We start from the raw sequence: 22,951 nt of genomic DNA, 5'->3' as shown, positions 1-22,951 counted from the left end.
ATCACGTTTTGGTATAAAAGCGAATGGTAATGTTCGCTCCATCAGATAGCTATCGGATCGGGTTAGGAACAAGGGTTTGTGCATCCTGCAATCACAAAAATGAAATACTGTTTTGGCCCATTAGCCCCGGTTGAAGCGTTACCCTGCAGCAACGAGGTACGAGGCAGCGAAGCGTAAAAGCGGAAAACGGGAAGGAACTGGGTGTTTTGCACAGATCCTGCGCTCCAAATCCAAATCAGCATTCTTCTCCTCGGCCTATGACCTATGCAGACAGTGCTGCTATGTTGCAGATTTATCTTTAATCCTCAAATAGATAACCGCTATAAGCCAATCCTTTAGCCACACTTTTAAAGTTATCGCCAGAGTTTAATGGAATGTGGGGGAATTTGGTTTTAAACAGATTTTGCACGGCCGAAACCATCGATGTTCCTCCGGTTAAAAACAAACAGTCAATGTCTTCTGGCTTGATTTTATATGTTTCCATAAATTGATCCAGGTAAGTATCGATTTTATTGATGTCTTTTTCGATAATCGAATTGTACTGTTCGAGCGAAATATTTTCATCAATTTCGATTTCCATATTACTATAGGCAAATGTAGAAACAGGTTGGTCGGAAAGTTCAATTTTCGTTTTTTCAATCGATCTGAACAAGGAATAACCGAGGTTATTTTCGATCAACGTGATCAGGTTTTTAAATTTCGGATCGTTCCCGGAGTAATAATAATATTCCTCAATCTCTTTCTGGATTTTTAAACCGTTAAAAAAGTTCATTTTATCCCAGGTGCAGATATTGGCAAAAAGTGATTTTGGCACGTTTAAAACCTTACCGGGTGTAGCCTCATACATCGTGTTTTTTCCGAAATATGGTGTGCCTTTATCCCACATAAAAGCAGAATCGAGACTATCGCCACCAATGTAGATACCTCCTGAGGCAATCATATCTTTTTTACGGTCTTTGCTGCCAACCTTATCCGGATCAAGGATCAGGTAGGTGAAATCTGTTGTCCCCCCACCTAAATCGGCTACTAAAACGCGTTCTTTTTTCTCGATTGTTTTTTCGTAGGCAAAGGCCGCCCCAATAGGTTCGAATTGAAAACGAACATCAGTAAAACCCGCGCTTTCAGCGGCTTTTTTTAACCTGGTCTGCGCCAGGGTATCTTTCATCGTATTATCATCATCAAAGAAAACAGGACGGCCGATAATGGCTTTTTGACAGTCGTAGCCTGTAATCAGGTCGGCTTTTTCTTTCAGGTCTTTAAGAATAAGCGTAACCAGATCAGAAGCTGTATATCGTTTATTGTGAATACGCGTTTCGGTAAAAGTAGTTCTCGAAAGGATCTGTTTAATGGATTTGATAAAGCGGCCTTTCATACCGTCGCTCAGGTAAGCATCTATTGCTTTTTCGCCAACAATATGACTTTCACCATCAACAATACTTTTTACTTCTGTAAAATAGATTAACGAGGGGATAGAAATCGTATCTACAATTTCTTTCTTTTCTTCATCATAAATAGAAAGTGCCGAATTGGTTGTTCCAAAATCGATTCCGTATAAAAACTTACTCATGGCTTGGTATGCTGTGTTTGGCGACTAAAATGGGGTTGCGAAAGTATTAAAAAAAAACGAGGCCTGAAAGCTTTTTTAAGCTTAAAATATCCCTTGTATATAAAAGCTTATTCACTATATTTAAAAAACATTCACGCTTTAAATTAATCACAGTTGAAAACTACTATACTCTTTTTACTGGGTTTGATTTTCCAGCTTTTTTGCATCAATACGGTTTCTTTAGCTCAAAAAAATATACCCGATACGGTAAAGACCGGAATTTATGTGACGAGCATCCACGATATAGATTTTAAAGACAAAGAATATACCATTAATTTCTGGCTATGGCTAAAGTATAAAAACAAGGAATTTAATTTTGCCGATAACCTGGAGATACCGCAGGCCAAAACGATTAGCAAATCATTTTCGACCATAGATAGCAGTGGTAATGAAATATACATGCTAATGAAGTTGCAGTGTGTAATGAAAGATTCGTGGTCGATCAATAATTTTCCGTTCGACCATCAATTGCTGAGGCTTTCCGTAGAAAATTCACAATTTGATTCAGCAGCCCTGGTATTTGTTCCTGATACTTTAGGTAAGCAGTTTGATCCCCGGTTTACCCTACGTGGATGGAATATCGATAGTTTAAAAACTTCTGCAGCCAATAAAATTTATGAAACGGCTTTTGGCGATCCAAGTATAAAAGTGCCAAGAACAGAATATAGTAGTTATAAGGTGAGGATAGGGATCAGCAGAGATGCTTTTGGGCTGTTCTGGAAAATGTTTTTAGGTATGTATGTTGCTTTTTTTATTGCTTACATGTGCTTTTATATCCATGCCGATAGCATCGACTCGCGCTTTGGGTTAAGTGTAGGCTCTCTTTTTGCTGTAATCGGCAATAAATACATTATTGACGGTTCGCTCCCCGAATCGACTACTTTTACCCTGGTAGATACTTTGCACGGAATTACTCTGGTGTTTATTTTGATCATTATCATATTAACAGCCTTTTCTTTAAAAATGATCAAAAGAGGAGAAGAGAAAAAAGCCGAAAGGTTTGATCGGTTTTTCTCCATCTCGCTTTTAACCGTTTACCTTCTTTTAAATATTTTCTTTATTGTAAAGGCAATAAATGCCTAGGTCATTTAAAATAACTCACTTGTACCCAAATGGGCGTTTACAATGCGGGTAATTTGTTGGCCAAGTTCTTTTGCATTGCCAATTCCTACACTTTTAAGTGCTGCCAGTTGATCGGTAGTTCTGGGCATTTTTTCGGCAATGGAAAGCAGCGCTAAATCTGAAAGTACAGCGTAATCTTGAGTGCCCCGTTGCAGCGCGATTGTTTTGCGCCATTCGATCAGGTTTTTATACACCTGTGGATTGGAAATCTCTTTTGGCTTGATGCTCGATTTAACTGGTTTTTTCTCTTGCTGTTTATTGCCTGCCGCATGTAAAGTATTAATATAATCTTTGATAGAAAATGGATTCCACGAAATTTTAAATAGAGCCAGTTTTATCTGGAGTGCATCTTTACAGTCGTTTAATACGGTAAGGAGTTTGTCAGAGTGGGTATCATTATAAAAGTTGATGGCCACAATTCTTGCCATTAAGGTAATAAGCTGTTCCAGTTTTGGAACGAAATAATCAGATGCCTTCTGTAAACGTTCCATAAAAGCACTTTCATTTGCCGGATTTTCATCGGTGCTTATTTTAGAAAATTCTTTTGCAATAAAATTCCTGGCCACTTTAAAGATTTCGTGCTGAAGGATCTGGCTACCTTGTTCATAAATTGATAAAAAGGCATTTTTCTCGTCTTTGTCGATCAGTTTGGAACGCCCGAGTTTTTCCCAGTCTTTGGCAACCAGCGAAAAGTCCAGTAACTCATGGATCAATCCCCAGGCATATCGCTGCGTATAACGTGCCAGTAGCTCTGGCGTAGGTTTATCCTGGTGACTGGCTTTTGTGAAACTGATTACCTTGGCATCGGTAATGATATTTTCGGCAACCACAGGTGATTTTAAGATAAGCCCTTCTAAACTTCTGCAGCGACTGAGTGCTACATAAGCCTGTCCGTGGGTAAATGCGGTGCTTACATCAACTATTGCCTGATCGAAGGTTAATCCCTGGCTTTTATGTACAGTGATGGCCCAGGCTAATTTAAAGGGGTATTGTGAGAATGATCCCGTACTGGTTTCATCGATTTTATTTTCTTCGTCGCTCAGGCTATATTTAACATTTTGCCAGATTTCTTTTTCTACTTCGATTTCCCTGCCACCGTTGGTAAAGGTTACTTTTATTGAATCTTGACTGATAGCCGTTATTTTTGCCGCTTTTCCATTGTAAAACTGCTTTTTGCCCGAAGAATCGTTTTTAATAAAGATAACCTGCGCCCCGAGTTTTAACTGGAGTTTTTCATCGGTAGGGTAGGCATCTTTAGGAAAATCGCCGCTTACCTCTGCATTAAATTCAAAAATTTCTCCCGGTAATTTTTCTAAACAGCCCTGGTTGATTTCGTTAACCAGCTGGTTGTGTGTGGTTAAAGTAATGTAATCATCTTTCCATTCCTGATTTAAAGATGGATCGTAACGCTCGTTTAGTTTCGCTAGCAAGCCCGTATCAAGACTGTTTTCGCGCATGCCGTTTAAAATATCCAGAAATATGGGGTCTGATTGGCGATAAACTTTATCTAAGGTAAACGTAAGCATTGGCGTAGACCTGAAAATCAGGCTATCGAAAAAGTAGGGGCTGGAATAGTAACTGCCCAGGATATGCCAGGCATCGTGAAAAATAGGAGAGAGCTGGTAAAGATCGCCGATCATTAACACCTGAACGCCACCAAAAGGACGGTTAGAGCCTTTAACGCGCTTTAAAGTACGGTCGATAAAATCAATTAGATCAACCCTTACCATACTAATTTCATCAATAATTAATAAATCAAGACAGCGCAATAACCTTGTTTTTTCGTCTGAATATTTAAAATTCGTTTCAGCATTTTCATCAACAATAGGAACCAAAGGACCAAAGGGAATCTGAAAAAAGGAGTGAAGTGTTACGCCACCAGCGTTTATTGCCGCAACAGCGGTAGGTGCAACAACGGCAAAATTCTTTTTGGTGGTATCTCTAATCTTACGTAGGAGCGTAGTTTTGCCCGTTCCAGCTTTCCCAGTTAAAAAAACAGGCTGGTTGGTGGTGGCTAAAAAATCTAAAAGAAGTTGGTTGTCCGGATCGGGCGTATTCATATCAATTGCAAAATTAACCTATTCGAAATTGATTTGAGGATAGATTAACCGGCGTTTTATCCACAATTTTTAATCAGAAACGAGGATGAATAAAATGAAAATTAAAATTAAGCTGTTGAAAATGAGTTTATATTATTTCTTTTAATAAAAAAATGCCGAAAACATTTTCCTAATTTCAATTCAAATTTGTAACATTGCACTCGCAAAAAAGGAATATCTTTTTTCCGGGCCTATAGCTCAGCTGGTTAGAGTAGAAGACTCATAATCTTTTGGTCCCTGGTTCGAGCCCAGGTGGGCCCACAAACCCTCTTTACAGTCCGTAAAGAGGGTTTTGTATTTTTGGCGGAAAATTTATTGGCTTTAATAGTAGTGTAAAGGCTGTTTTTTGATTCGAGCCCATTGAGGTTTTTGGTCAGATAGACTAGTAAATTCCGACTAAGTGTTAAAGATTGGAATACGATCATAAACAATGTTATATAAATTTTACGATCTGAACGTAGTAGTCATTTGAGAAATACAAAAGTGTACATCAAAAAACGACCGTTATTTGATAAAGAGAATTTTATAGCCGGACAAAGGTGCTATACCTTTATCCGATAACTTTTGAACTAAAAAACAGTCAAATATCATAAGCATTAATTGGTTATTAAATTGAATTTCGTCAGTAACATGCGCTACCTCATCGATTTCATATTCTGTACCTAAACTTGTCTTATGGTACAAGAGATAATCACAAAGCTTTTAAGTAATCTTGATAATTACCAATTTTTCTACTTGTTAGTAAGGTGAAGACCGCGTCCATTATTCACCATTGATCTAACTCGACTTAGCTTAAGATTTAAGACAAACGCTTTAAACCTTTTTATTAGTTATTCCATAAATAAATTGTTGTACATTTGAATGACTGACTAAACAGTCACTAAATTATAAATATGGGAACAAAAGAAATCGCAGAAAAATATTTCAATGCAATGGTGGCCGGAAAGTTCGATGAAATGACCAAATTAAAAACGCCTGATTGTGTTTATTGGTTGAGTGGAGATGGATCGTGGCCATTTGGAGGTTACCAATCGTTAGAAAACCAAGCAAAATTATGGGGCACCGTAGCAGAACGGTTTCCGGGGGGAATGAAGATGACGCTTAAATCTCTCACAGCAGACGAAGAGCGGGCAGCACTTTATGTTCATATCGTGGGAACTAGAAAGGATGGTCGTATTTACGAAAACAATGTGATACTACTTTTAACCTTCAACGACGGCTTAATTACCGGGCTTTATGAGTATTTGGATACCATTATGGTTAATGAATTATTCTGTGGCCCGATGGATGATGAAAAGTAATAGTTAACAACATTAGGAATGCAATCTGAATCTATGGATAAAAGGGAGAAGCTACTTCAAACAGCATTAGAATTATTTGTAAAACAAGGATTTAATGATACACCAACAAGTAAAATAGCAAAAGAGGCAGGTATAGCAACAGGGACTTTGTTTTATTTTTTTCCGACTAAAGATGAGTTGATTATTTCACTTTACTTGAAAGTAAAAGGGCAGGCGACAGAAAGTATAAATGTTGCACTGACAGAAGTTAAATCAACAAAGGAAGTCATCAAAACTTACTATGAACAATCGCTGAAATGGTCGCTTCGTAATCCCAACGAATTTTCATTTCTTGCTCAGTTCTCCAATTCGCCCTATCTGAAAAAAATTGGTGCTGATGAAATTTCGGCTCAGATAGCTCCCGTACTACCACACTTTCGTCTGGCTATCGAGGAACAACAGATCGTTGATATTGATGTAAATTTATTGTATGCATTGATTAGTAATCAAGTATTTGGTGTAAATCAATTCCTTTCGGCAAATAAATTCACCAAAAAAGAACAGCACAACATCATTCAGGATACATTCTTTATGTTTTGGAAAATGATTGAACGCTGATGAGCAACGTAATGAAAATGAGAAAATGAAAATAATAATTACAGGAGCCACCGGGATGATAGGGGAAGGCATTTTGCTAGCTTCTCTTTATCATCCCAATATTACTGAGGTATTGATGGTGAACAGAAGAGCTTCTCCATTAAAGCATCCGAAACTTTCTGAATTGATCGTAAAAGATTTTACAGATTTAGCCGGATATAGCGCTAAATTGACTGGCTACGATGGCTGTTTTTATTGCGCAGGAATAAGTTCCTTTGGAATGAAGGAGCAGAAGTACAACTTCATCACTTTTTATACCACAATAATGTTTGCAAAGGAGCTTGCCCGTTTCAATTCAAATATGGTTTTCTTTTACTTATCTGGAGTGTATGCAGATAGTTCGGAAAATGGAAAAATAATGTGGGCAAGGATAAAAGGCAAAACAGAGAACGCATTAAAAGAGCTACATTTTAAAGCCGCTTACAGTTTCCGACCAGGTTTTATTATTCCGTTGAAAGCACAAAAAAATGTAAGATTGATTTATAAAGGACTTAACCTTATCTACCCTTTTGTTTTTCCAAATAAAACCTTGACCTATGATGAAATCGGAACTGCATTAATGCGGACACTGACACTTGGATACAACAAAAACATTTTAGAAATAAAAGATTTAAAATTAATTGCAAGACAATCCAAACTGTACAAATAAAATTTAATAACAGCTGAAACTGGCATTATCAATATTCCCTCATTTTGTAATAAAATCAGTACTTCAGAGATAATTGTATTTATTTGGCCTTATAATTCCTGCTGCATTGTTATTTTAATTATGGATTATCATAAACTCATTCCATTAATCAAATCTCATTTTTCGTTTTTGATGATGAGTATTTGATATTTTGAACGCTTCTAAATTATACACCCTTAAATTTCCTTTTGATAACTATTTGCTAGATTACTCATAGTAAGGTTTATACGATTTTTTTTGCTAAATCGGCGATTAAGCACAAATCAGATAGGAAATGGTTCGAGAAGCGCCCAGTCAGGTCCACAAACCCTCTTTACAGTCCGTAAAGAGGGTTTTGTATTTTTGGCGAAAAATTTATTGGCTTTAATAGTAGTGTAAAGGCTGTTTTTTGATTCGAGCCCATTGAGGTTTTTGGTCAGATAGACTAGTAAATTCCGACTAAGTGTTAAAGATTGGAATATGATCATAAACAATGTTATATAAACTTTACGATCTGAACGTAGTAGTCATTTGAGAAATACAAAAGTGTACATCAAAAAACGACGGTTATTTGATAAATAGTGTCAATCTAGCTAACTCTCCATTAACTGACTCAAAGAATTCTAGATAACTTGTAATTGTGATTAATAAGATAACCGTGGTTCATGCGCTTATAGAATTTAGAGTAAGATTCGTAAAGCAAAACTATGAGGTCAAAACTTGTGATAGGGAATTTTGTGCTAGGTTTTGCTGCTCCATTTTTTAGGTTTGGTACCCATGTGCTCTTCAAATAACCTTCCAAAATGGCTAAGATTAGTGAACCCAAGACGATAACCGGTCTCGGAAACCGAAAGCCGCTCTTCTTTTAATAGTCTTGCTGCTTCCTGCATTCGAAGATGTTGAAAATAGGGATATAGTCCTTTACCAAATACCTGTGTAAAAAGCTTTCTCAATTTTAATTCATTCATTCCTAATAATTGGGACAGCTCTTTTACGGGCAACGCTTTGTCTAAAGATGCTGCAATTGCGTTTCTCACCTGATAAATGGCCTCAATTTCCTTGGTAGTCATATGTTGATATGAGACCGATTCTCTTAGTGAAAGGTTTCTAAACAAAAAATAAAGCAACTCTAATGACTTCAGCCGATAATAAAAGTCCGGCAAAGAAACCTCAGCTGAAGAATTCACAACTTCGTCGACTAGTGCCGCAATTTCTGGAGACATAAACTCGTCGATCCAGAATGTTTTTTCCAAATTAAAAAGGTAGCTGAATTTTGTTTGTTCCGTTCCAAGGAACTGTTTTAAATAAGTTGTCTCTATGAGAATTGTAATTTGCTCGATATGAGTTTGTTTCGAAAACTTAACCTCGCTATCCAGGTGTAAGGGAACTATACGGACATGGGCGCGTTCTTGATCCAAGCTGGTAGCTGGTCCAATCATTCCACGATCCTCTTTTCTGCCGTTAAAGACGTTCTGAAAAGAAATGAGCAACCCGCTTTTTATTGCAGTAATGGGTTTTCGCCGGTAAGAAAAATCTTTTTCAGATAACAATGAACGGATCATAACCATCATCTCCGGTAGTAAGTCGATTACTTTGATGTTATGAAATTTAAGTAAAGCCAGCTCCTCTTGTTTCTCTGTTATGGGTATTCCCATTTTTGCGGCCAATTGAACCATCGTTCGTTTATTAATTTCCTGAGTCATAGCTTTTGGACTATTATTAATAGTTAATGGGTTATTTTATACACAAAATTGCATATAATTTTACAGCATTAGAAAAGACATCATCAATATGAAAAAGCGAATTATTATTTCAGGTGGCGGTATTGCCGGCATAACCGCTGCAAAACTTTTAGTGGATCAAGGTCATGATATAACAGTTATAGACAAAGCAAGTCAATTTAATAATGCAGGATTTTTAGTCTCCCTTAAAAGCTTTGGCGTAAAAATAATGGATGAGATGGGCCTTACTGGTAATCTTGTTAAAGAGTCTACACCTTCTGAATTTATGCATTGGCTTGATTCGAGTGGCAATATGATTCGAAATATAAGTTACGAAAAGGTAAATCAGAACACCAATCAGTCTATCCTGATTACGCGGGGCGGTCTTCATCAAGTGATATACAATAATGTCAAGAGCGCTATAGACATTATATTCGGCACGACAATTACCGAACTGCAACAAAAGGGACACAAAGTTAGCGTCACACTTTCGAACGGACAGGTTATAGAAGCTGATCTTGTGGTAGTATCTGAAGGACTGCGATCTTCTACGAGAACAAAATATTTTGGCGAAAGTCAATTGGAAGATTTCAATCTGCTGTATATGGGTGGCAGACTAAAAGAAAAACATCCATATACTGTAGGAACGGTCAAAACATATCTTGATATCAACAAAATGCTCTCTATTTATCCGGTTAATAATGAAGAGGTAGCAATTCAATGCTATATCTATAATACCGATGAATTAGCTAACATACATTCCAATGCGAAACATCTTTTAAAGGAAACGTTTAAAAATTACAATTCGGAAGTACAGCATTTAATTAACGGTTTCTTAAAAGAAGGTCTTATGTTCGTTGATAAAATGGGGATGGTCCATGGCCCAAGCCTAGTTAAGGGACATGTGGTTTTATTGGGAGACGCAGGCTATTGTCCCACCGCTTTGTCAGGCATGGGAGCCTCACTGTCTATATATGGAGCAAAAGCGTTGTCACATTTTCTTGCCCGGTCGCCAAATGATCTTGCGGTTTCACTTGAAAACTATAATGCACTAATGCAACCGATTATAAAAAAGTTCCAAGACAATGCAAGAAATAATGCGCACTCTTTTATACCAAGAAATGAAGCTGACTTGATTCGGTTCACCAGATTATTTAGTGCCGCCTCAGATACCGAGGTAAGTAAGATGATGACTGAGCAGCTTATCCTAACGGAAGATCAAATGAAATTTACCCTTACATAGACATGAAATTTAGGAATATTATATCTATTGTATTAGGGGTCGGTGCCATCGGGCTGCTCAGTTCAATTTTTGCCGTTTTACAGGGGAAACTTTACCCTCAAGCTAATCATATGTTCAGTCACCCGTTGCTAAGTAATCCAGAGGTGATACAAGTTTTCGTAAAATTAGCATGCATCTATATAAGTTGCATAATAGGTGGAGTGCTGACAACAAGCATAAGTGGCAATCTTAAAGAAAGTCTCATTGTCGGGCTACTTATAATGATTATTATTGGGTGGCTTTGGTATAATGCAATATATTCTACATGGTTTTGGCTATTGTTGATTGCTGGTATTATTCCATTTGTAATAATGGGATATAAGATCAGACGCTCATTTAATTCTAATAAATAGCACTATTCGGAGGCATCTTTATAATTGAAGCAGCCGATAAGAAACGCAAGTAGGATTAGCTAACCTTCTTAAGAGCTCTATTTCTTAAGAAGGTGGTTAAAGATAACTTCTCTTGCTATTAGTATTCATTATCATTATTCCCTCATTTTGTAATAAAATCAGTAATTCAGAGATAATTGTATTTATTTGGTCTTATAATTCCTGCTGCATTGTTATTTTAATTATGGATTATCATAAACTCATTCCATTAATCAAATCTCATTTTTCGTTTTTGATGATGAGTATTTGATATTTTGAACGCTTCTAAATTATACACCCTTAAATTTTCTTTTGATAACTATTTGCTAGATTACTCATAGCAAGGATTATACGATTTTTTTTGCTAAATCGGCGATTAAGCACAAATCAGATAGGAAATGGTTCGAGAAGCGCCCAGTTGGGTCCACTGCTTTAAACCCCTTTAAGTATTGACTTGAAGGGGTTTTTGGTTGCTCAAAAAACTATGCTATAGGTGGTTTAATTTTTTTTTTAATAGTAGCAAACTGCTACTGTTTCAGGTCTAACCAATTCTAGTTGCAAACGTAAGGTAAAAGAGGGCACCTTAAGGCCTATAAAAAACCTGGTGGAGATCGTTTTTACCTGAAAGATTTACTGGCTGCCTACATACAAACCCAACGAAAGGGCCGTATTTAATTACCCCTGCTATACCTGTTATTTACCCTTTGTTGCTACCAAGTTAACCCCAGGATACCCCAGGGTTACCCCGGCGTTACCTTTTCTCTACCTAAAAGGTAAAGCCAGTGCTTGCTTTCGCAGAATGGCACCACCGCTTACGGTTATGCTGCCCTTATGCAGGCCGCCGCCCAATGTAATTAAGTAAGCGTTTTTAACCACAGATGCACACAGATAAACACAGATTTTTATGTCTGTGTGCCTTCTTTCTAACTGGGGTTAAATTATTTTTCGTGCCGAATGGTTTAACTTAATGATGTTGGGTCGCCACAAAGCGCCCGGGCCCTTGCACTGCTGCCCCATAATTATTAAAGGTCCATTTTAGCTCAATAGTGGTCTTAATTAGCTCAATTTAGCCCATTTTAGCTCAAAATGACATGCCAATGCAGCTAAACTGCTAGGTTTGAGCATGGATTTAAAATATACCGGTATAAACAGAAATCCTTTTTTGAACAAATACTTTTTCAATAAAACAAAAATTATGGCAACGTATTCAAAAGGCCAATGACGATGCTTTTAAATGGAGGGTAATACCGGTGGGATATGAAAATTTCATCAATGTGAGGGTAAAAAAGGTAAAAAAAGGAGGTTGTCTCATATTTGTGATTCCACTCGAACTTGTCAAGTTGAGCTTGTCGAAACGCTTCACGATGCATTTAAACACGTCCTTCACTTCGACTACGCTTAGTACAAGCTCACCCGGGATGACAACTATATTTATGATACAGCCTCCTTTGAAAGAATTACATTACCTTTTTAACGATTTTGAAGAAAATCTAAAATTTTGGGTCGAAGTTAAAATAAATCGGATTTGATAAAGCAACCATATTTTCGCTTAAAGCCATAGATTTTGGCACTTGTGGATAAGGTGTATTTGCGCCCTCAACAGTTACCCGATAATAGCTTCTTCCTTTTGTTTCTGGTGTATCTTCAAATTGAACCATTGGTATTTCGCCTTTTGCATGGTAAGTATTCAATTTCTTTCCATTTTTAATGATGGTAATGGTGTAATCTACATCAGGCAAAGTATTACCAATTAATTGAACCAAAAATTTTACAGGTTTACCTTTCGAAATGGCATTGTCGCCCATCATCATCTCAAATTTGCCATCTTCATTTGCATCAGCATAAAATTCTACTCTTGGCGCAAAAGGATTTGAACTCACAGAAACCTTTCCATGAGTTAGTGCATCAACAATTGCCGTTAAATTTTTCTCTTTTGCAAAAACCCAGGTGGTTGGCGTACCAACATAATTATATTCAGCTTGATAGGTGTTTGCACTTGGTTTTTCAACTCCTGTAGGTATTCCGTGATGTGCATCACTTCCACCTCTTCCCGTCATCATCCTTCCTGATGAAAGCATATCATCCCAAATCATAATTGCATTTGCATTTTTTGGCCAAACTGATGAATTCCAAACTTCAATCGATTGAACCAGATCATAAGAAAAACCAAAATTGTCTTTTCCGCTTGGATGGTTTGCCGATAAGTGAATATTAAGAGATTTCTTCACTTTACCAATATTAACATCCCGTTCGTCGCGAACATCAAATAAGCGTTTATGATGATACGGTTTATCAGAAAATACATTTCCATGCCCTCTGGTTGTCGTCCATTCTGAACCATATAACAGTAGAAGCGAGTCTGATTTAAATTCTGGATCTGCCCAGGTATGGTGTTCAACATCACCATCTACATGATTATCATGATCCGTAATACACAGATAATCCATTTTAACAGATTTAGAAAAATTAATGATTTTTGCTATCGGATTATTCGATGATTCTGTACTATGCCGTGAATGCACATGTAAGTCGCCTTTTAGCCAAACACCATTTTTATTTATGATTGCCGGAGGATTAATAGTTTCCTGTGCCTGGAGATAGCCTGCATTGAGCATTAAAATGAGGCAAAATGAAAAACGAAAATATTTTAATTGAATAGTCATAACCTGATTTAAAATAGAATTAAAAAGCACCTGCAATGCAGGTGCCTGATTGTTTATTTGCCCTGTAATTAAGATTAAGCTTTTACTAAAAACGCTTCAGGCATTTCTGCTGCCTTGAGCATAAAGTTATGCAGCTCGTAGTTTTTAACGAAAGGTTTCAAATTTTCCGAACCCGGGCCAAACATAGTTAGTTCCACGTAGTCACCGGTATGGTTCATTCCGGCCCATTGCACATCGGTATATTTGCCCAAAATTTTACCATACTCGTAAAATGGCAGATTCGATTCGTTGTAAAGCTGACCAGGAACAATATCCTTGAAATGCACTAATAAGGATTTTACATCTTCAGATTTCATTTCGAAACCTTGGTTTTCTTTTATCAGATCAATTATTTTCTGTTCGCTGAACGATTGATTTAACTGCGCTAAAAGCCAGGTATTACTGCGTTTAAAATTCTGAAGGCTATCGAACTTTTTGTTGGCCTCATCAGCATAGAACAAACCAGGGTTCGAATTACCATGATCTGTGGTGATGATTACTAAGGTTTCACCATCTTTTTCGGCAAATTCTATTGCTTTTCCAACAGCTTCATCAAAAGCAAGCTGATCGAAAATTAAACCGCTCAAATCATTAGAATGTGCAGCCCAATCCACTTTACCGCCTTCTACCTGCAAAGCAAAACCATCTTTATGATCTTTCATCAGTTCGATTGCTTTCATGGTCATCTCAGCCAGCGTTGGCGTCGATTTTATGAGTTCCTGGTCGTGCAGACGGTCGACCTCGTAAGGCATTCCATCTTCTGCAAACAAGCCCAAAACAGGTTTTGATTTATCCAATGCCAACATTTCGGCCCTGTTCTCTGCAACGTTATAACCCTGCGTTAAATATTTCGGAATCAGGTTTCCACCTGCTCTTTTCTCCCCGAAATATTTATGCCCTCCACCCATCATCACATCGAATTTCAGGCCTAAATACATTTCTGCAATAAGATCCTGTCCGCCACGGTTATCAATATTTACACAAAATCCTGCGGGGGTTGCATGCGTAATCGGTACAGTGGTTACACAACCTACCTTTTTACCTTTTTCTTTAAACTTTTGAAGGATCGGTTGGGGTTTTTCGCCATTCATGCCTACGTTTAAGGAGCCATTTCTAACCCGCATACCTCCACCCCATGATGAACTTGCCGCGGCAGAATCGGTAACCAAAGAACTCGCCGAAGCAGTATCCATTAGTGCTCTTACGGCCTTATTATCTCTATAAAGCCCCAGCCACTTACTGCTTTTGCCAAATATGCGATTGGAATAGATATCTGCCATATTCAACGTTCCGATACTCATCCCATCACTCACCATCATAATGATGTTTTTCGCTTTTTTACGTCCAACTACTGGCGAAGCTATTACATCTTTCATACCCACAAAAGGCAAACCTAAACCGGTTAACAAGCCTCCTTTTAATAACGACCTTCTATTCATATCTGCTCTTAATTTTTAAACAAGGGATTAGCTCTGTAGTATTTGCCACCAGCAAAGCTGACAGCGTAACCGGAATTAAAATGTGTACTTTTTAAATAATAATCTGTTGTGATAACCTGTGCGCCAGAATTACAAGCTGCATTGAAATCACCCTTATCGTTTTTACGGGCCTGTTGCGTATCGTTATCGGCCCGTGTTCTAATGATGTAACCTTTTTTTACCATTTCAGAAATCTGTTTGTCTTTCGGGTTATTCCTAATCATAAAAGCAGCCTCAGATGTGCCGGGATCTGAATTCGTGAACATTACACGACCTTTCAGTGATGGATGATTTAGAATATAAGTTTCCCTTTTTTTGCCGGTAGCATCCAGTACAAAAATAAATTTGCCTTTCGCCTGGCTCAATTTTGGCCAATTCTGATGAAGTACAGCGTCTTCAAGCGAACTGTATTGACCTCTTACTCCATCAGGAAGAATGATATGTTCTTTACCTAAATGCGCTATTATCACATTATCCAATTCATCAAAAACCTTTGGCGTAAATAATTCTGGTGATGTAAATCCAGGTCTTTTTACCGAATCATCTTTAGCCTCAAGTGTAATGAAAACCGGTGTATGATCTGCATGAGCTTCTGACCATGTACGCAACACTTTTAAAGCCCCTACAAATGTTGGTACAGAACTTCTAAAATCGAGTTCGGGGATGTGTAAAACCTTAAAGCCAGGTTTTTTCATTTCTCCGGAAGCATCAAAAGCTGGTTGATCTTTCGCCCAATCTAAACCTTTTGGATGCGCGTAACGGCCACCAGCAGAATCAGCATATACATCAATCTCCAGGTTTCTTAATCCCATATCTAATTGATCTGGCATAGAAATGTGCTCATAGTCTATCTTACTGGCAGATACTGAATCCGTTTTCTTAAACATCTTAAATAATGCCGGATCGATGGCTTGCTTATAACTGTTGTGTGAACCAATTACCTGGATCTGATTTATCGGTAAATCTTCCTTTTTGGCAATTAAGGCAATTGCGGGTAGAACCAGCAATAAACTAAAACAGGTAATCAGTCTCATATTTTTTAATTTTAGTATCCAGGATTCTGTTTTAAATTCGCATTCAGCTTCAGCTCATTTGCCGGGATCGGATAGATTCTTCTGGTAATATCTTTATTCATGAAAAGTACATCGTTTGGTAGCGGATATTCAGTTTCAAATTGTCCGAAACGGATTAAATCGTTTCTTCTCCAGGCCTCCCAGCTAAATTCACGTGCGCGTTCATCAAGTAAAGTACTCAAATTAACCGTTGTTGCGCCTTCAGCACCGGCACGGCTTCTTATTTTATTAACTAAAACTAAAGGGGTTTGTAACTCACCGTTAACAGTAGTTGCTGTTGCACCTCTTAATATTGCTTCGGCTTTCATTAACATTACATCGGCAAGACGTAAAATCGGCATATCGTTTCCGTTTAACCTGGTGGCCTGAATGGCATTTGGATCTGGCCAGTATTTTACTGAACGGACACCTTTTGCCTGATCAGCAACGGTATTACCTAAATCCATTGGTTTACCTGGTTTTAAAATAAGGTCAGGGGTAATCTCAATTTGAGTTGTTGTTCCTGCAACGTAAATGGGTTTAGTTAAATCTGGTTTACGGTTTGCATCAGGTGCATATTGTTTACCAACCAGCCAGAAAGTTGTACGAATATCATTATTTAAGTTGAAACGGTTGAAGTATTCAGGAGTGGTACTCATCGAAATACTGAAACCAACATTTATTCCGTAAGATGCTGCTAAAGCAGGGTAGAAACCAAACCTTGTCATCTGATTACCGGGAATTTGCTGATCATAAGGAATTGCAAAAATGGTTTCGTTAATCTGCGGACCGTTGTTTACATCGAAAATGTCGCTATATTTTGCATCCAGGCTATAATTGCTGTTTTTCAAAATGTTATCGGCCATGGTAACAGCATCAGTATATCTCGCTTTTCCGGTATACACTTCAGCATTTAAATACATTTTTTCCAATAAGGCATAAACCATTGCCTGTGTTGGCCTTCCATAAACGGCCACACGGTTAGTGTTATCCTTTACCGGTAATTGAGTGATTACCGCTAAAAGTTCTTTTTCTATGAATTCGAATACTTTTTCACGGGTTTGATTTCCAGGAGGCGTACTCACCGGAAAGGTATCTATAATGGGTACGTTTCCATACAAATCCATCATAAAGTAATAATACAAGGCCCTCATTGCTTTTATTTCAGCTATGCTTTTAGCTTTTGAAGCATCAGATGCAACTGATTCGGTTGTAAGATTAATTAAGCGGTTGCAATTGTTAATGCCGCCGAAACCCCACTGCCAGATATCCCTAACATTTGGATGATCAATGGTCCAGGTATGGTAATGCAGCTGGCGGTACTGGCCGCCATCATCAAAATTTCCATCACGTGCAGGCAGGATAGCTGCATCGGTAGAAAGTTCCTGCATTCTCCAATAAGGCACGCCGTACTGTGATGATAAGTTAGAATACATGGTACCAAAAAGTGCCGTATAATCTGCAGTGGTATAGGGAAAATTGTCCTTAACGTATTGCGATTCTACATCGACATCTAGCTTGCTGCATGATTCGAAAACCATCAAACAGGCAAGAATATTAAACAGGATGATAAACTTTTTCATTTTCTTATTTTTTTAGAATGATGCACTTACACCAAAACTATAGGTTCTTGTTTTTGGATAATAATTGTTATTGTCTATGCCCGGCGTTACACCACCCATATTAATCTCAGGATCAATACCGCTGTAATTTGTAATCACGAAAAGATTATTAGCAGTAGCATAAAGCCTGATCGCTTTAATTGATTGTGTTTTTGGTTTAATGGTGTAACCGATTGTAGCATTGTCTAAGCGCAGGTAAGAACCACTTTCCACAAAACGATCAGAGATTAAGTATGCATTCGTATCATTGAAAGATTCGCCTAAAGTAAATCTGGGAATATTTTGAAGCTTGGCATCAGCCGGATTGTTTAATGATGCCATTGTTGCATTCAAAATTTTATTGCCCAATACCCCACGAACAAGGAAATTCAAATCCCAATTTTTATAGTTGAAGGTATTTGCCCAGCCGTAAATTAATTTTGGTTGCGCATCGCCTGCTATTTTAGCATCAGTGGTTAAGGGTTGTGTTGCGATGGTTTGTCCGGCGGCATTAATATACGTACTTACACCAGCCGCATTTTTACCGGCATAGTTCCATAAATTGAAGGTGCCCAAGGCATAACCTGGCTGAATTAACTGACTGAAATTTCCTGACTGACCTTTACCACCCAACTGAGCCGTTTGAATGAATGAGATCTTATAGAAATCATCAGATAAGGTTTCTACAACGTTTTTATTGTGTGCAATGTTTGGAGAGGTTGTCCATTTGAAATTATCTGTTTTAACCGCAATTGCGTTTAAAGAGAACTCTATACCTGTATTTTTGATTTTACCAACGTTTGCCGTAATGGTTGGCAGGAAAAACTGCGTAGTTGAAACCTGATAATCTCCATAAATTAAATCAGAAGTTTTCTTCACATAAAAATCAACTGAACCTGTAATTCTATCTTTAAATAAGCCGAAATCTAAACCAATGTTGGTGGTTGCTGTACTTTCCCATTTCAAATCTGGATTCGGATTTCTTACCGGCCCAATTGCATTGCTGATATTGCCATTATTTAAGAACTTACTATTTCCGTCAGGCGTACCGTAAATCAGTAGTGCAGAAAAGGCATTAAATCCTAAACTGTTACCCGATACACCATAACCTGCACGAAGTTTCAAATCGCTGATTACCGGAACGGTGCGCATAAAATCCTCACCAATAATTCTCCATCCCGCAGACACCGCAGGGAATAAACCCCAACGGTTATTTCTTCCGAAAGCGGATGAACCATCATCTCTTAACGAGGCCTGAAATAAATATTTTTCGTTGTAATTGTATTGAACCCTTCCATAGTATGAAATTAATCTCAAAGTAGATATAGGGGCGTTATTGAATGCAATTTGCGAAAGCAACGTCGGGTTTGAAAGGAAAAGGTTGTTGTAACTTAAATTATCATTTGAAAAATTCTGTGTGGTAACGCCAAAACCATCATTGGTTCTGTCTTCCTGCCATGAATAACCTGCAAGTAATTTCAAACTGTGTTTCCCGAAAGTCTTATCGTAGTTAAAATAACCCTCCAACACCTGGCTTTTATTTAAAACATCAAATTTTTGCGCCTGTCCGTTAACACCCCTTGCTAATCCCGATTGGCTGTTCAGGTAAGTACTGTAATTATTCTGATCCCTTTGCGAAGAAACACTGGCTGTGAACCTCAGGCCGTCAAGAATATTCAATTGCGCCATTCCATTAATCAGCGTTTTATTATTCAGGTTGTTGATGACATTATTATCTACAATTGATAAAGGGTTTCTCGTTCCGCTTCCGGTACGGTTGTAATTTTCCTTGTAAGTACCATCTGTGTTAAAAGGACTGACCGTTGGTAAATAGAACAGCATATTTGGCAATGCCTGAGATTGATAAATATCTGAGTTTTTTGAATTGCTGTTGGTAACCGTTAAGCCAAGTTTTAACCTGTCGTTAAAAAATTTCTGATTGATATATGCCCTTACAATAGTCCGTTTTAAAGAAGTATTTTTTAATATCCCTTTGTTGTCCAGGTAGTTTACGCTTGCTCCGTAATCTGATGCCTGACCAGAACCACCGAATGAAACATTATGATTCTGTGAAAAGCCTGTTTTTTCCAATAATGATTGCCAGTTGGTATCAGAACCATCATCATCAATCGGGTTTAAAGTCTGTTTATTATCTGCAAGGTATTGCCTTAACTCTGGCGCAGATAGCATATCATATTTCTTGGAAACCTTTTCTACAGCTGCATAACCATTGTATGAAAGGCGTGCCTGTCCATTTTTAGATCTTTTTGTTGTCACCATAATTACTCCATTTGCCGCCCGGGAACCATAAATTGCCGTTGAGGATGCATCCTTTAAGATATCTATACTTTCAATATCGGCAGGCGCAAGTAACTCAATTGCTGCTCCTGGAACGCCATCGATAACATAAAAGGGCTCCTGCGCAGCACCTTCTCTAAATGAAGAAGGCCCACGAAGGGTAATTGATGGCTTACCATTTGGATCGCCACTTTTGGTTACATTTAAACCGGCAACCTTACCTTGTAAAAGTTGTGCTGGGTTAACCATAACGCCCTGATTAAATTCTTCTGATTTTACAGAAGTTACGGCACCTGTTAAATCTTTTTTATTAGCGGTACCATAACCAATAACCACAACATCTTTTAAAGTTTGATTATCCGAAACAAGGGTTATATTTATTTTAGCTTGGTTATTAACTGGAATTTCTTTGGTTAAACTTCCAAGTAGGGAGAATGTGAGTATATCAGATGGTTTTGCCTGAATGGTGTAAACGCCATTTGTATCGGTTGATGTTCCAAGATTGCTGCCTTTTATTTTAACTGTTACGCCTGGTAATGGCTGATTGGTTTCATCAACAACTTTACCTGTTATTGTTTTACTGCTCTGAGCATGGGCGTTTAATGAAAAGAAAAGCAGTATTGCAACAAGACATTGCCATCTGCCAATCAAAGACAAGTAGGTCTTTTTGTAGTTTTGTTTCATGAATGATTGGTTATGATTGTTTTGGATTATTCACAGAACAAACGATTGTTCTTGCCCTGTGAATTTCCCACAAAGATGCCTTAACCCGATTAGGGATTTTGTCAGTTAGAATTAAGAAATTATTAAGAATTGTAAGGTTAACTGAAAATAATGTTAAGGATTTTCAATTGATAGGTTCAGAATCAAAGATTAAATTTAACACGATGACGTAAAGATGTAGTGGGCTATATGTTATTTATTGAAAAATGGCTTTTTTTTCTGAAATTATACTGTTCGTTGTGTTTTTTAAGGCTATTTTTTTTTAAAAGCATAAAAAATATCTAATTCCAGCCTTTTTAGGTTCAAAAAAAAGAGGAAGACTTTTCAGCTCCCTCTTTTTTATCTGATCTGTATTTGGTTTATTTATAAAGGTAATTCATTGCAATTACATCATTTGCATTAAATGTACGGTCGCCCCCGTTAGAGCAGGCCAGCATAAATGATTCTGCATCTGCTTTAGATGGCGTGCCTGGGATTTGTATCGCGCCAACTCCTGCTGTTCCTTCATTAGAACGTTTTCCTCCACAGCTATAGGCTCTGTTCATATAATCTGTATGGCGGAATCCTATACAATGTCCGACTTCATGTTGCAAAACAGAAGCCACGTATAATAAATTGGGATTTGTTCCATAGGCATTAACATTCGTATTCATTTTAATCTGATTAAATGGTTCGCCGCTTGAAGTAGGGAAACCAGCTGAACCTAAAGTGATATAGCCGCCACTTGGACCTTCGTTAAACCCAAAAACATCGATGTTACCTGTAACGCCTGTATTTGCCCTTTGGAAAGTAACACGCAGACCCAGTGAATTGTACCTTGAAATCATTAGGTCAACAGCATCACTATATACTTGTGGTAAATTTGTAACAGAAACTGTAATCACACGTGGTAATGCTTTAACAAGATTGGTTGTGCGGTACTGCTCGGTTTCAGCAACATTTAAATTGGGACTTAAAGACTTTTCAGTTAAGTTGGCATCTGTTAGCAGGATGTCGCCTTCAACCAGGTAACCGTTATCAACCTTACGTGCATTTTCGACGCTAAATCCTAAGCTTTTTATTTGTTGTAAAGTACTTGCTGATATTTCGGCTTTGTTATCAGTTTGTTCAGAAGTGTTGTTTTTTTTACAAGAGGATACGCAGAGAAATAAAGTGCATACCATGGCTAGTGATAAAATTTTTTTGTTTTTCATGTTTAAGTTAGTTTAGGTTAATAGTGTTGATCAGACAGATCTAATATATAAACAAATTTTATGTAATCAAATAGTTACAATGTTTTAAGGGAAATATTAATGGCCTTGTTTTCAAAGAGTTTGTCTGGTAAATATAACAGCTGGTAGATTATTTAATAAGAAGTGCTTCCGCTTGTGATGCCTTATCTGGCCGTAAAGCCCCTTCAATATTGTCGCATATTGCCACTGGCAAACTCGAATTTACATACCATCTTTGTATGGTCAGGAATTAAGACTGACGAGATGATGGAGCAGCTACCATTCCAAAAACGGGCGAAACCGAAAAGCCTTAAGAGTAGGGAATTAAAAAATGATTTTATGTCGAACAACACCGTTTCATTGCACAGAGTTTTAAAAGCATCGCCAGAAAAAGTATATCGTGCATTTACCGAACCTTTGGCAATTGCTTCATGGTTACCTCCATATGGCTTTCTTTGTACTGTTCACGAAATGACAGTAGCATTAGGAGGTTCCTTTAAAATGTCGTTTCAAAATTTTACCACCTCCAATGGTCATTCATTCGGCGGAAAATACCTTGAATTAACACCAAACGAGTTTTTAAAGTATACCGATCAGTTTGATGATCCAAACCTGCCTGGTGAAATGATTACTTCAGTTTGGTTGAAAAAGACCTTAGTGGGCACCGAAATCAAAATTACCCAGGAGGGAATTCCTTCAGCTATACCTGTAGAGATGTGTTACCTGGGTTGGCAGGAATCGCTTGAAAAGTTAGCTAAACTGGTCGAACCAGAAATACCAGATGCTTAATTAAAGGAATATATTTTTTGTAATACATAAACCCAGTAACCTTACAGCTTAAAACCGCTCTAAAGTAATTTTGGAGGGGTTTTTTCGTACGCTTATCTGATATTAAGCGATTTTGCCAAATGATTAAGTCTATTTGTAGAAGCGCAGTAATAAGTATGGCAGATTGATTAAAAAAAGCGGCCTGTATTATCGCAGCCCCCTTGTAGATCTTGTTTCCATTTTAATACATTAAACTTATGCGCATCTGGGGCGGCGAAATCAATTAGCAAGATATCCAGGGTAGAACAATAAA

General features: G+C 37.7%; 15 protein-coding genes and 1 tRNA gene. 7 read left to right on the top strand and 9 right to left on the bottom strand.

Annotated elements, in window-relative coordinates:
• Positions 1 to 298: 298 nt before the first annotated feature.
• Positions 299 to 1,567: an Hsp70 family protein gene (locus ACTJKN_RS03680; protein WP_440822756.1), complete on the bottom strand. Its 1,269-nt coding sequence runs from the start codon at positions 1,565 to 1,567 to the stop codon at positions 299 to 301.
• 153 nt (positions 1,568 to 1,720) lie between these two features.
• Here ACTJKN_RS03680 and ACTJKN_RS03675 point away from each other — a divergent pair, with 153 nt between their 5' ends.
• Entirely contained in the window at positions 1,721 to 2,689 is a 969-nt protein-coding gene (locus ACTJKN_RS03675) for a hypothetical protein (RefSeq protein ID WP_440822754.1), read from the top strand.
• A gap of 5 nt (positions 2,690 to 2,694) precedes the next feature.
• Here the strand turns inward: ACTJKN_RS03675 and ACTJKN_RS03670 are convergent, their stop codons facing one another.
• Positions 2,695 to 4,788: an HRDC domain-containing protein gene (locus ACTJKN_RS03670; RefSeq protein WP_440822752.1), complete on the bottom strand. Its 2,094-nt coding sequence runs from the start codon at positions 4,786 to 4,788 to the stop codon at positions 2,695 to 2,697.
• 226 nt (positions 4,789 to 5,014) lie between these two features.
• Between ACTJKN_RS03670 and ACTJKN_RS03665 the strand changes: the two genes are divergently transcribed.
• The 4 genes from ACTJKN_RS03665 to ACTJKN_RS03650 all read left to right on the top strand — a co-directional run bounded on the left by ACTJKN_RS03665 (position 5,015) and on the right by ACTJKN_RS03650 (position 7,413).
• Positions 5,015 to 5,088: transfer RNA gene (locus tag ACTJKN_RS03665), tRNA-Ile, on the top strand.
• Positions 5,089 to 5,720: 632 nt separating this feature from the next.
• Positions 5,721 to 6,128, top strand: a complete 408-nt coding sequence (locus tag ACTJKN_RS03660; protein WP_172396091.1) for a nuclear transport factor 2 family protein — start codon at positions 5,721 to 5,723, stop codon at positions 6,126 to 6,128.
• An 18-nt stretch (positions 6,129 to 6,146) separates the two neighbouring features.
• Entirely contained in the window at positions 6,147 to 6,725 is a 579-nt protein-coding gene (locus tag ACTJKN_RS03655) for a TetR/AcrR family transcriptional regulator (protein WP_172396092.1), read from the top strand.
• 25 nt (positions 6,726 to 6,750) lie between these two features.
• Entirely contained in the window at positions 6,751 to 7,413 is a 663-nt protein-coding gene (locus ACTJKN_RS03650) for an NAD-dependent epimerase/dehydratase family protein (RefSeq protein ID WP_172396093.1), read from the top strand.
• 758 nt (positions 7,414 to 8,171) lie between these two features.
• Here ACTJKN_RS03650 and ACTJKN_RS03645 read toward each other — a convergent pair.
• A complete protein-coding gene (locus ACTJKN_RS03645) occupies positions 8,172 to 9,134 on the bottom strand; it encodes a helix-turn-helix domain-containing protein (protein WP_440822748.1) in 963 nt (320 codons plus the stop codon).
• Positions 9,135 to 9,222: 88 nt separating this feature from the next.
• On the opposite strand from ACTJKN_RS03645, the gene ACTJKN_RS03640 reads away from it, so the two are divergent.
• The gene (locus tag ACTJKN_RS03640) at positions 9,223 to 10,395 is read left to right on the top strand and encodes an FAD-dependent monooxygenase (protein ID WP_440822746.1); all 1,173 of its coding nucleotides are present in this window, start codon (positions 9,223 to 9,225) and stop codon (positions 10,393 to 10,395) included.
• Between the two features lie 1,900 nt (positions 10,396 to 12,295).
• Here ACTJKN_RS03640 and ACTJKN_RS03635 read toward each other — a convergent pair.
• From ACTJKN_RS03635 to ACTJKN_RS03610, 6 genes are all read right to left on the bottom strand, one after another.
• Positions 12,296 to 13,468 carry a CehA/McbA family metallohydrolase gene (locus ACTJKN_RS03635; RefSeq protein ID WP_440822744.1) on the bottom strand — a complete coding sequence of 391 codons (1,173 nt, stop codon included), beginning with the start codon at positions 13,466 to 13,468 and terminating at the stop codon, positions 12,296 to 12,298.
• 74 nt (positions 13,469 to 13,542) lie between these two features.
• Complete coding sequence (locus ACTJKN_RS03630; protein WP_440822742.1) at positions 13,543 to 14,946, bottom strand: alkaline phosphatase; 1,404 nt, start codon at positions 14,944 to 14,946, stop codon at positions 13,543 to 13,545.
• A gap of 8 nt (positions 14,947 to 14,954) precedes the next feature.
• Positions 14,955 to 16,019 carry a phosphatidylinositol-specific phospholipase C1-like protein gene (locus ACTJKN_RS03625; protein WP_440822740.1) on the bottom strand — a complete coding sequence of 355 codons (1,065 nt, stop codon included), beginning with the start codon at positions 16,017 to 16,019 and terminating at the stop codon, positions 14,955 to 14,957.
• Between the two features lie 11 nt (positions 16,020 to 16,030).
• Complete coding sequence (locus ACTJKN_RS03620) at positions 16,031 to 17,620, bottom strand: RagB/SusD family nutrient uptake outer membrane protein (RefSeq protein ID WP_440822738.1); 1,590 nt, start codon at positions 17,618 to 17,620, stop codon at positions 16,031 to 16,033.
• 12 nt (positions 17,621 to 17,632) lie between these two features.
• Positions 17,633 to 20,620: a SusC/RagA family TonB-linked outer membrane protein gene (locus ACTJKN_RS03615; RefSeq protein ID WP_440822736.1), complete on the bottom strand. Its 2,988-nt coding sequence runs from the start codon at positions 20,618 to 20,620 to the stop codon at positions 17,633 to 17,635.
• 398 nt (positions 20,621 to 21,018) lie between these two features.
• Positions 21,019 to 21,852: a M57 family metalloprotease gene (locus tag ACTJKN_RS03610; protein WP_440822734.1), complete on the bottom strand. Its 834-nt coding sequence runs from the start codon at positions 21,850 to 21,852 to the stop codon at positions 21,019 to 21,021.
• Positions 21,853 to 22,209: 357 nt separating this feature from the next.
• On the opposite strand from ACTJKN_RS03610, the gene ACTJKN_RS03605 reads away from it, so the two are divergent.
• Positions 22,210 to 22,659, top strand: coding sequence for an SRPBCC family protein (locus ACTJKN_RS03605; protein WP_440822732.1), 450 nt, complete (start codon positions 22,210 to 22,212; stop codon positions 22,657 to 22,659).
• Positions 22,660 to 22,951: the final 292 nt, after the last annotated feature.

Source organism: Pedobacter sp. 22163, assembly GCF_052045595.1.
In the GTDB taxonomy this organism is placed as follows: domain Bacteria; phylum Bacteroidota; class Bacteroidia; order Sphingobacteriales; family Sphingobacteriaceae; genus Pedobacter.
The sequence above is the reverse complement of the archived record's forward strand: the minus strand, read 5'-3'. Positions and strand labels throughout refer to the sequence as shown.

Coding starts and splice junctions, on each gene's coding strand:
- ACTJKN_RS03680 (WP_440822756.1), bottom strand. CDS start 1,567: ATGAGTAAGTTTTTATACGGAATCGATTTTGGAACAACCAATTCGGCA.
- ACTJKN_RS03670 (WP_440822752.1), bottom strand. CDS start 4,788: ATGAATACGCCCGATCCGGACAACCAACTTCTTTTAGATTTTTTAGCC.
- ACTJKN_RS03660 (WP_172396091.1), top strand. CDS start 5,721: ATGGGAACAAAAGAAATCGCAGAAAAATATTTCAATGCAATGGTGGCC.
- ACTJKN_RS03655 (WP_172396092.1), top strand. CDS start 6,147: ATGCAATCTGAATCTATGGATAAAAGGGAGAAGCTACTTCAAACAGCA.
- ACTJKN_RS03650 (WP_172396093.1), top strand. CDS start 6,751: ATGAAAATAATAATTACAGGAGCCACCGGGATGATAGGGGAAGGCATT.
- ACTJKN_RS03645 (WP_440822748.1), bottom strand. CDS start 9,134: ATGACTCAGGAAATTAATAAACGAACGATGGTTCAATTGGCCGCAAAA.
- ACTJKN_RS03640 (WP_440822746.1), top strand. CDS start 9,223: ATGAAAAAGCGAATTATTATTTCAGGTGGCGGTATTGCCGGCATAACC.
- ACTJKN_RS03635 (WP_440822744.1), bottom strand. CDS start 13,468: ATGACTATTCAATTAAAATATTTTCGTTTTTCATTTTGCCTCATTTTA.
- ACTJKN_RS03630 (WP_440822742.1), bottom strand. CDS start 14,946: ATGAATAGAAGGTCGTTATTAAAAGGAGGCTTGTTAACCGGTTTAGGT.
- ACTJKN_RS03625 (WP_440822740.1), bottom strand. CDS start 16,019: ATGAGACTGATTACCTGTTTTAGTTTATTGCTGGTTCTACCCGCAATT.
- ACTJKN_RS03620 (WP_440822738.1), bottom strand. CDS start 17,620: ATGAAAAAGTTTATCATCCTGTTTAATATTCTTGCCTGTTTGATGGTT.
- ACTJKN_RS03615 (WP_440822736.1), bottom strand. CDS start 20,620: ATGAAACAAAACTACAAAAAGACCTACTTGTCTTTGATTGGCAGATGG.
- ACTJKN_RS03610 (WP_440822734.1), bottom strand. CDS start 21,852: ATGAAAAACAAAAAAATTTTATCACTAGCCATGGTATGCACTTTATTT.
- ACTJKN_RS03605 (WP_440822732.1), top strand. CDS start 22,210: ATGTCGAACAACACCGTTTCATTGCACAGAGTTTTAAAAGCATCGCCA.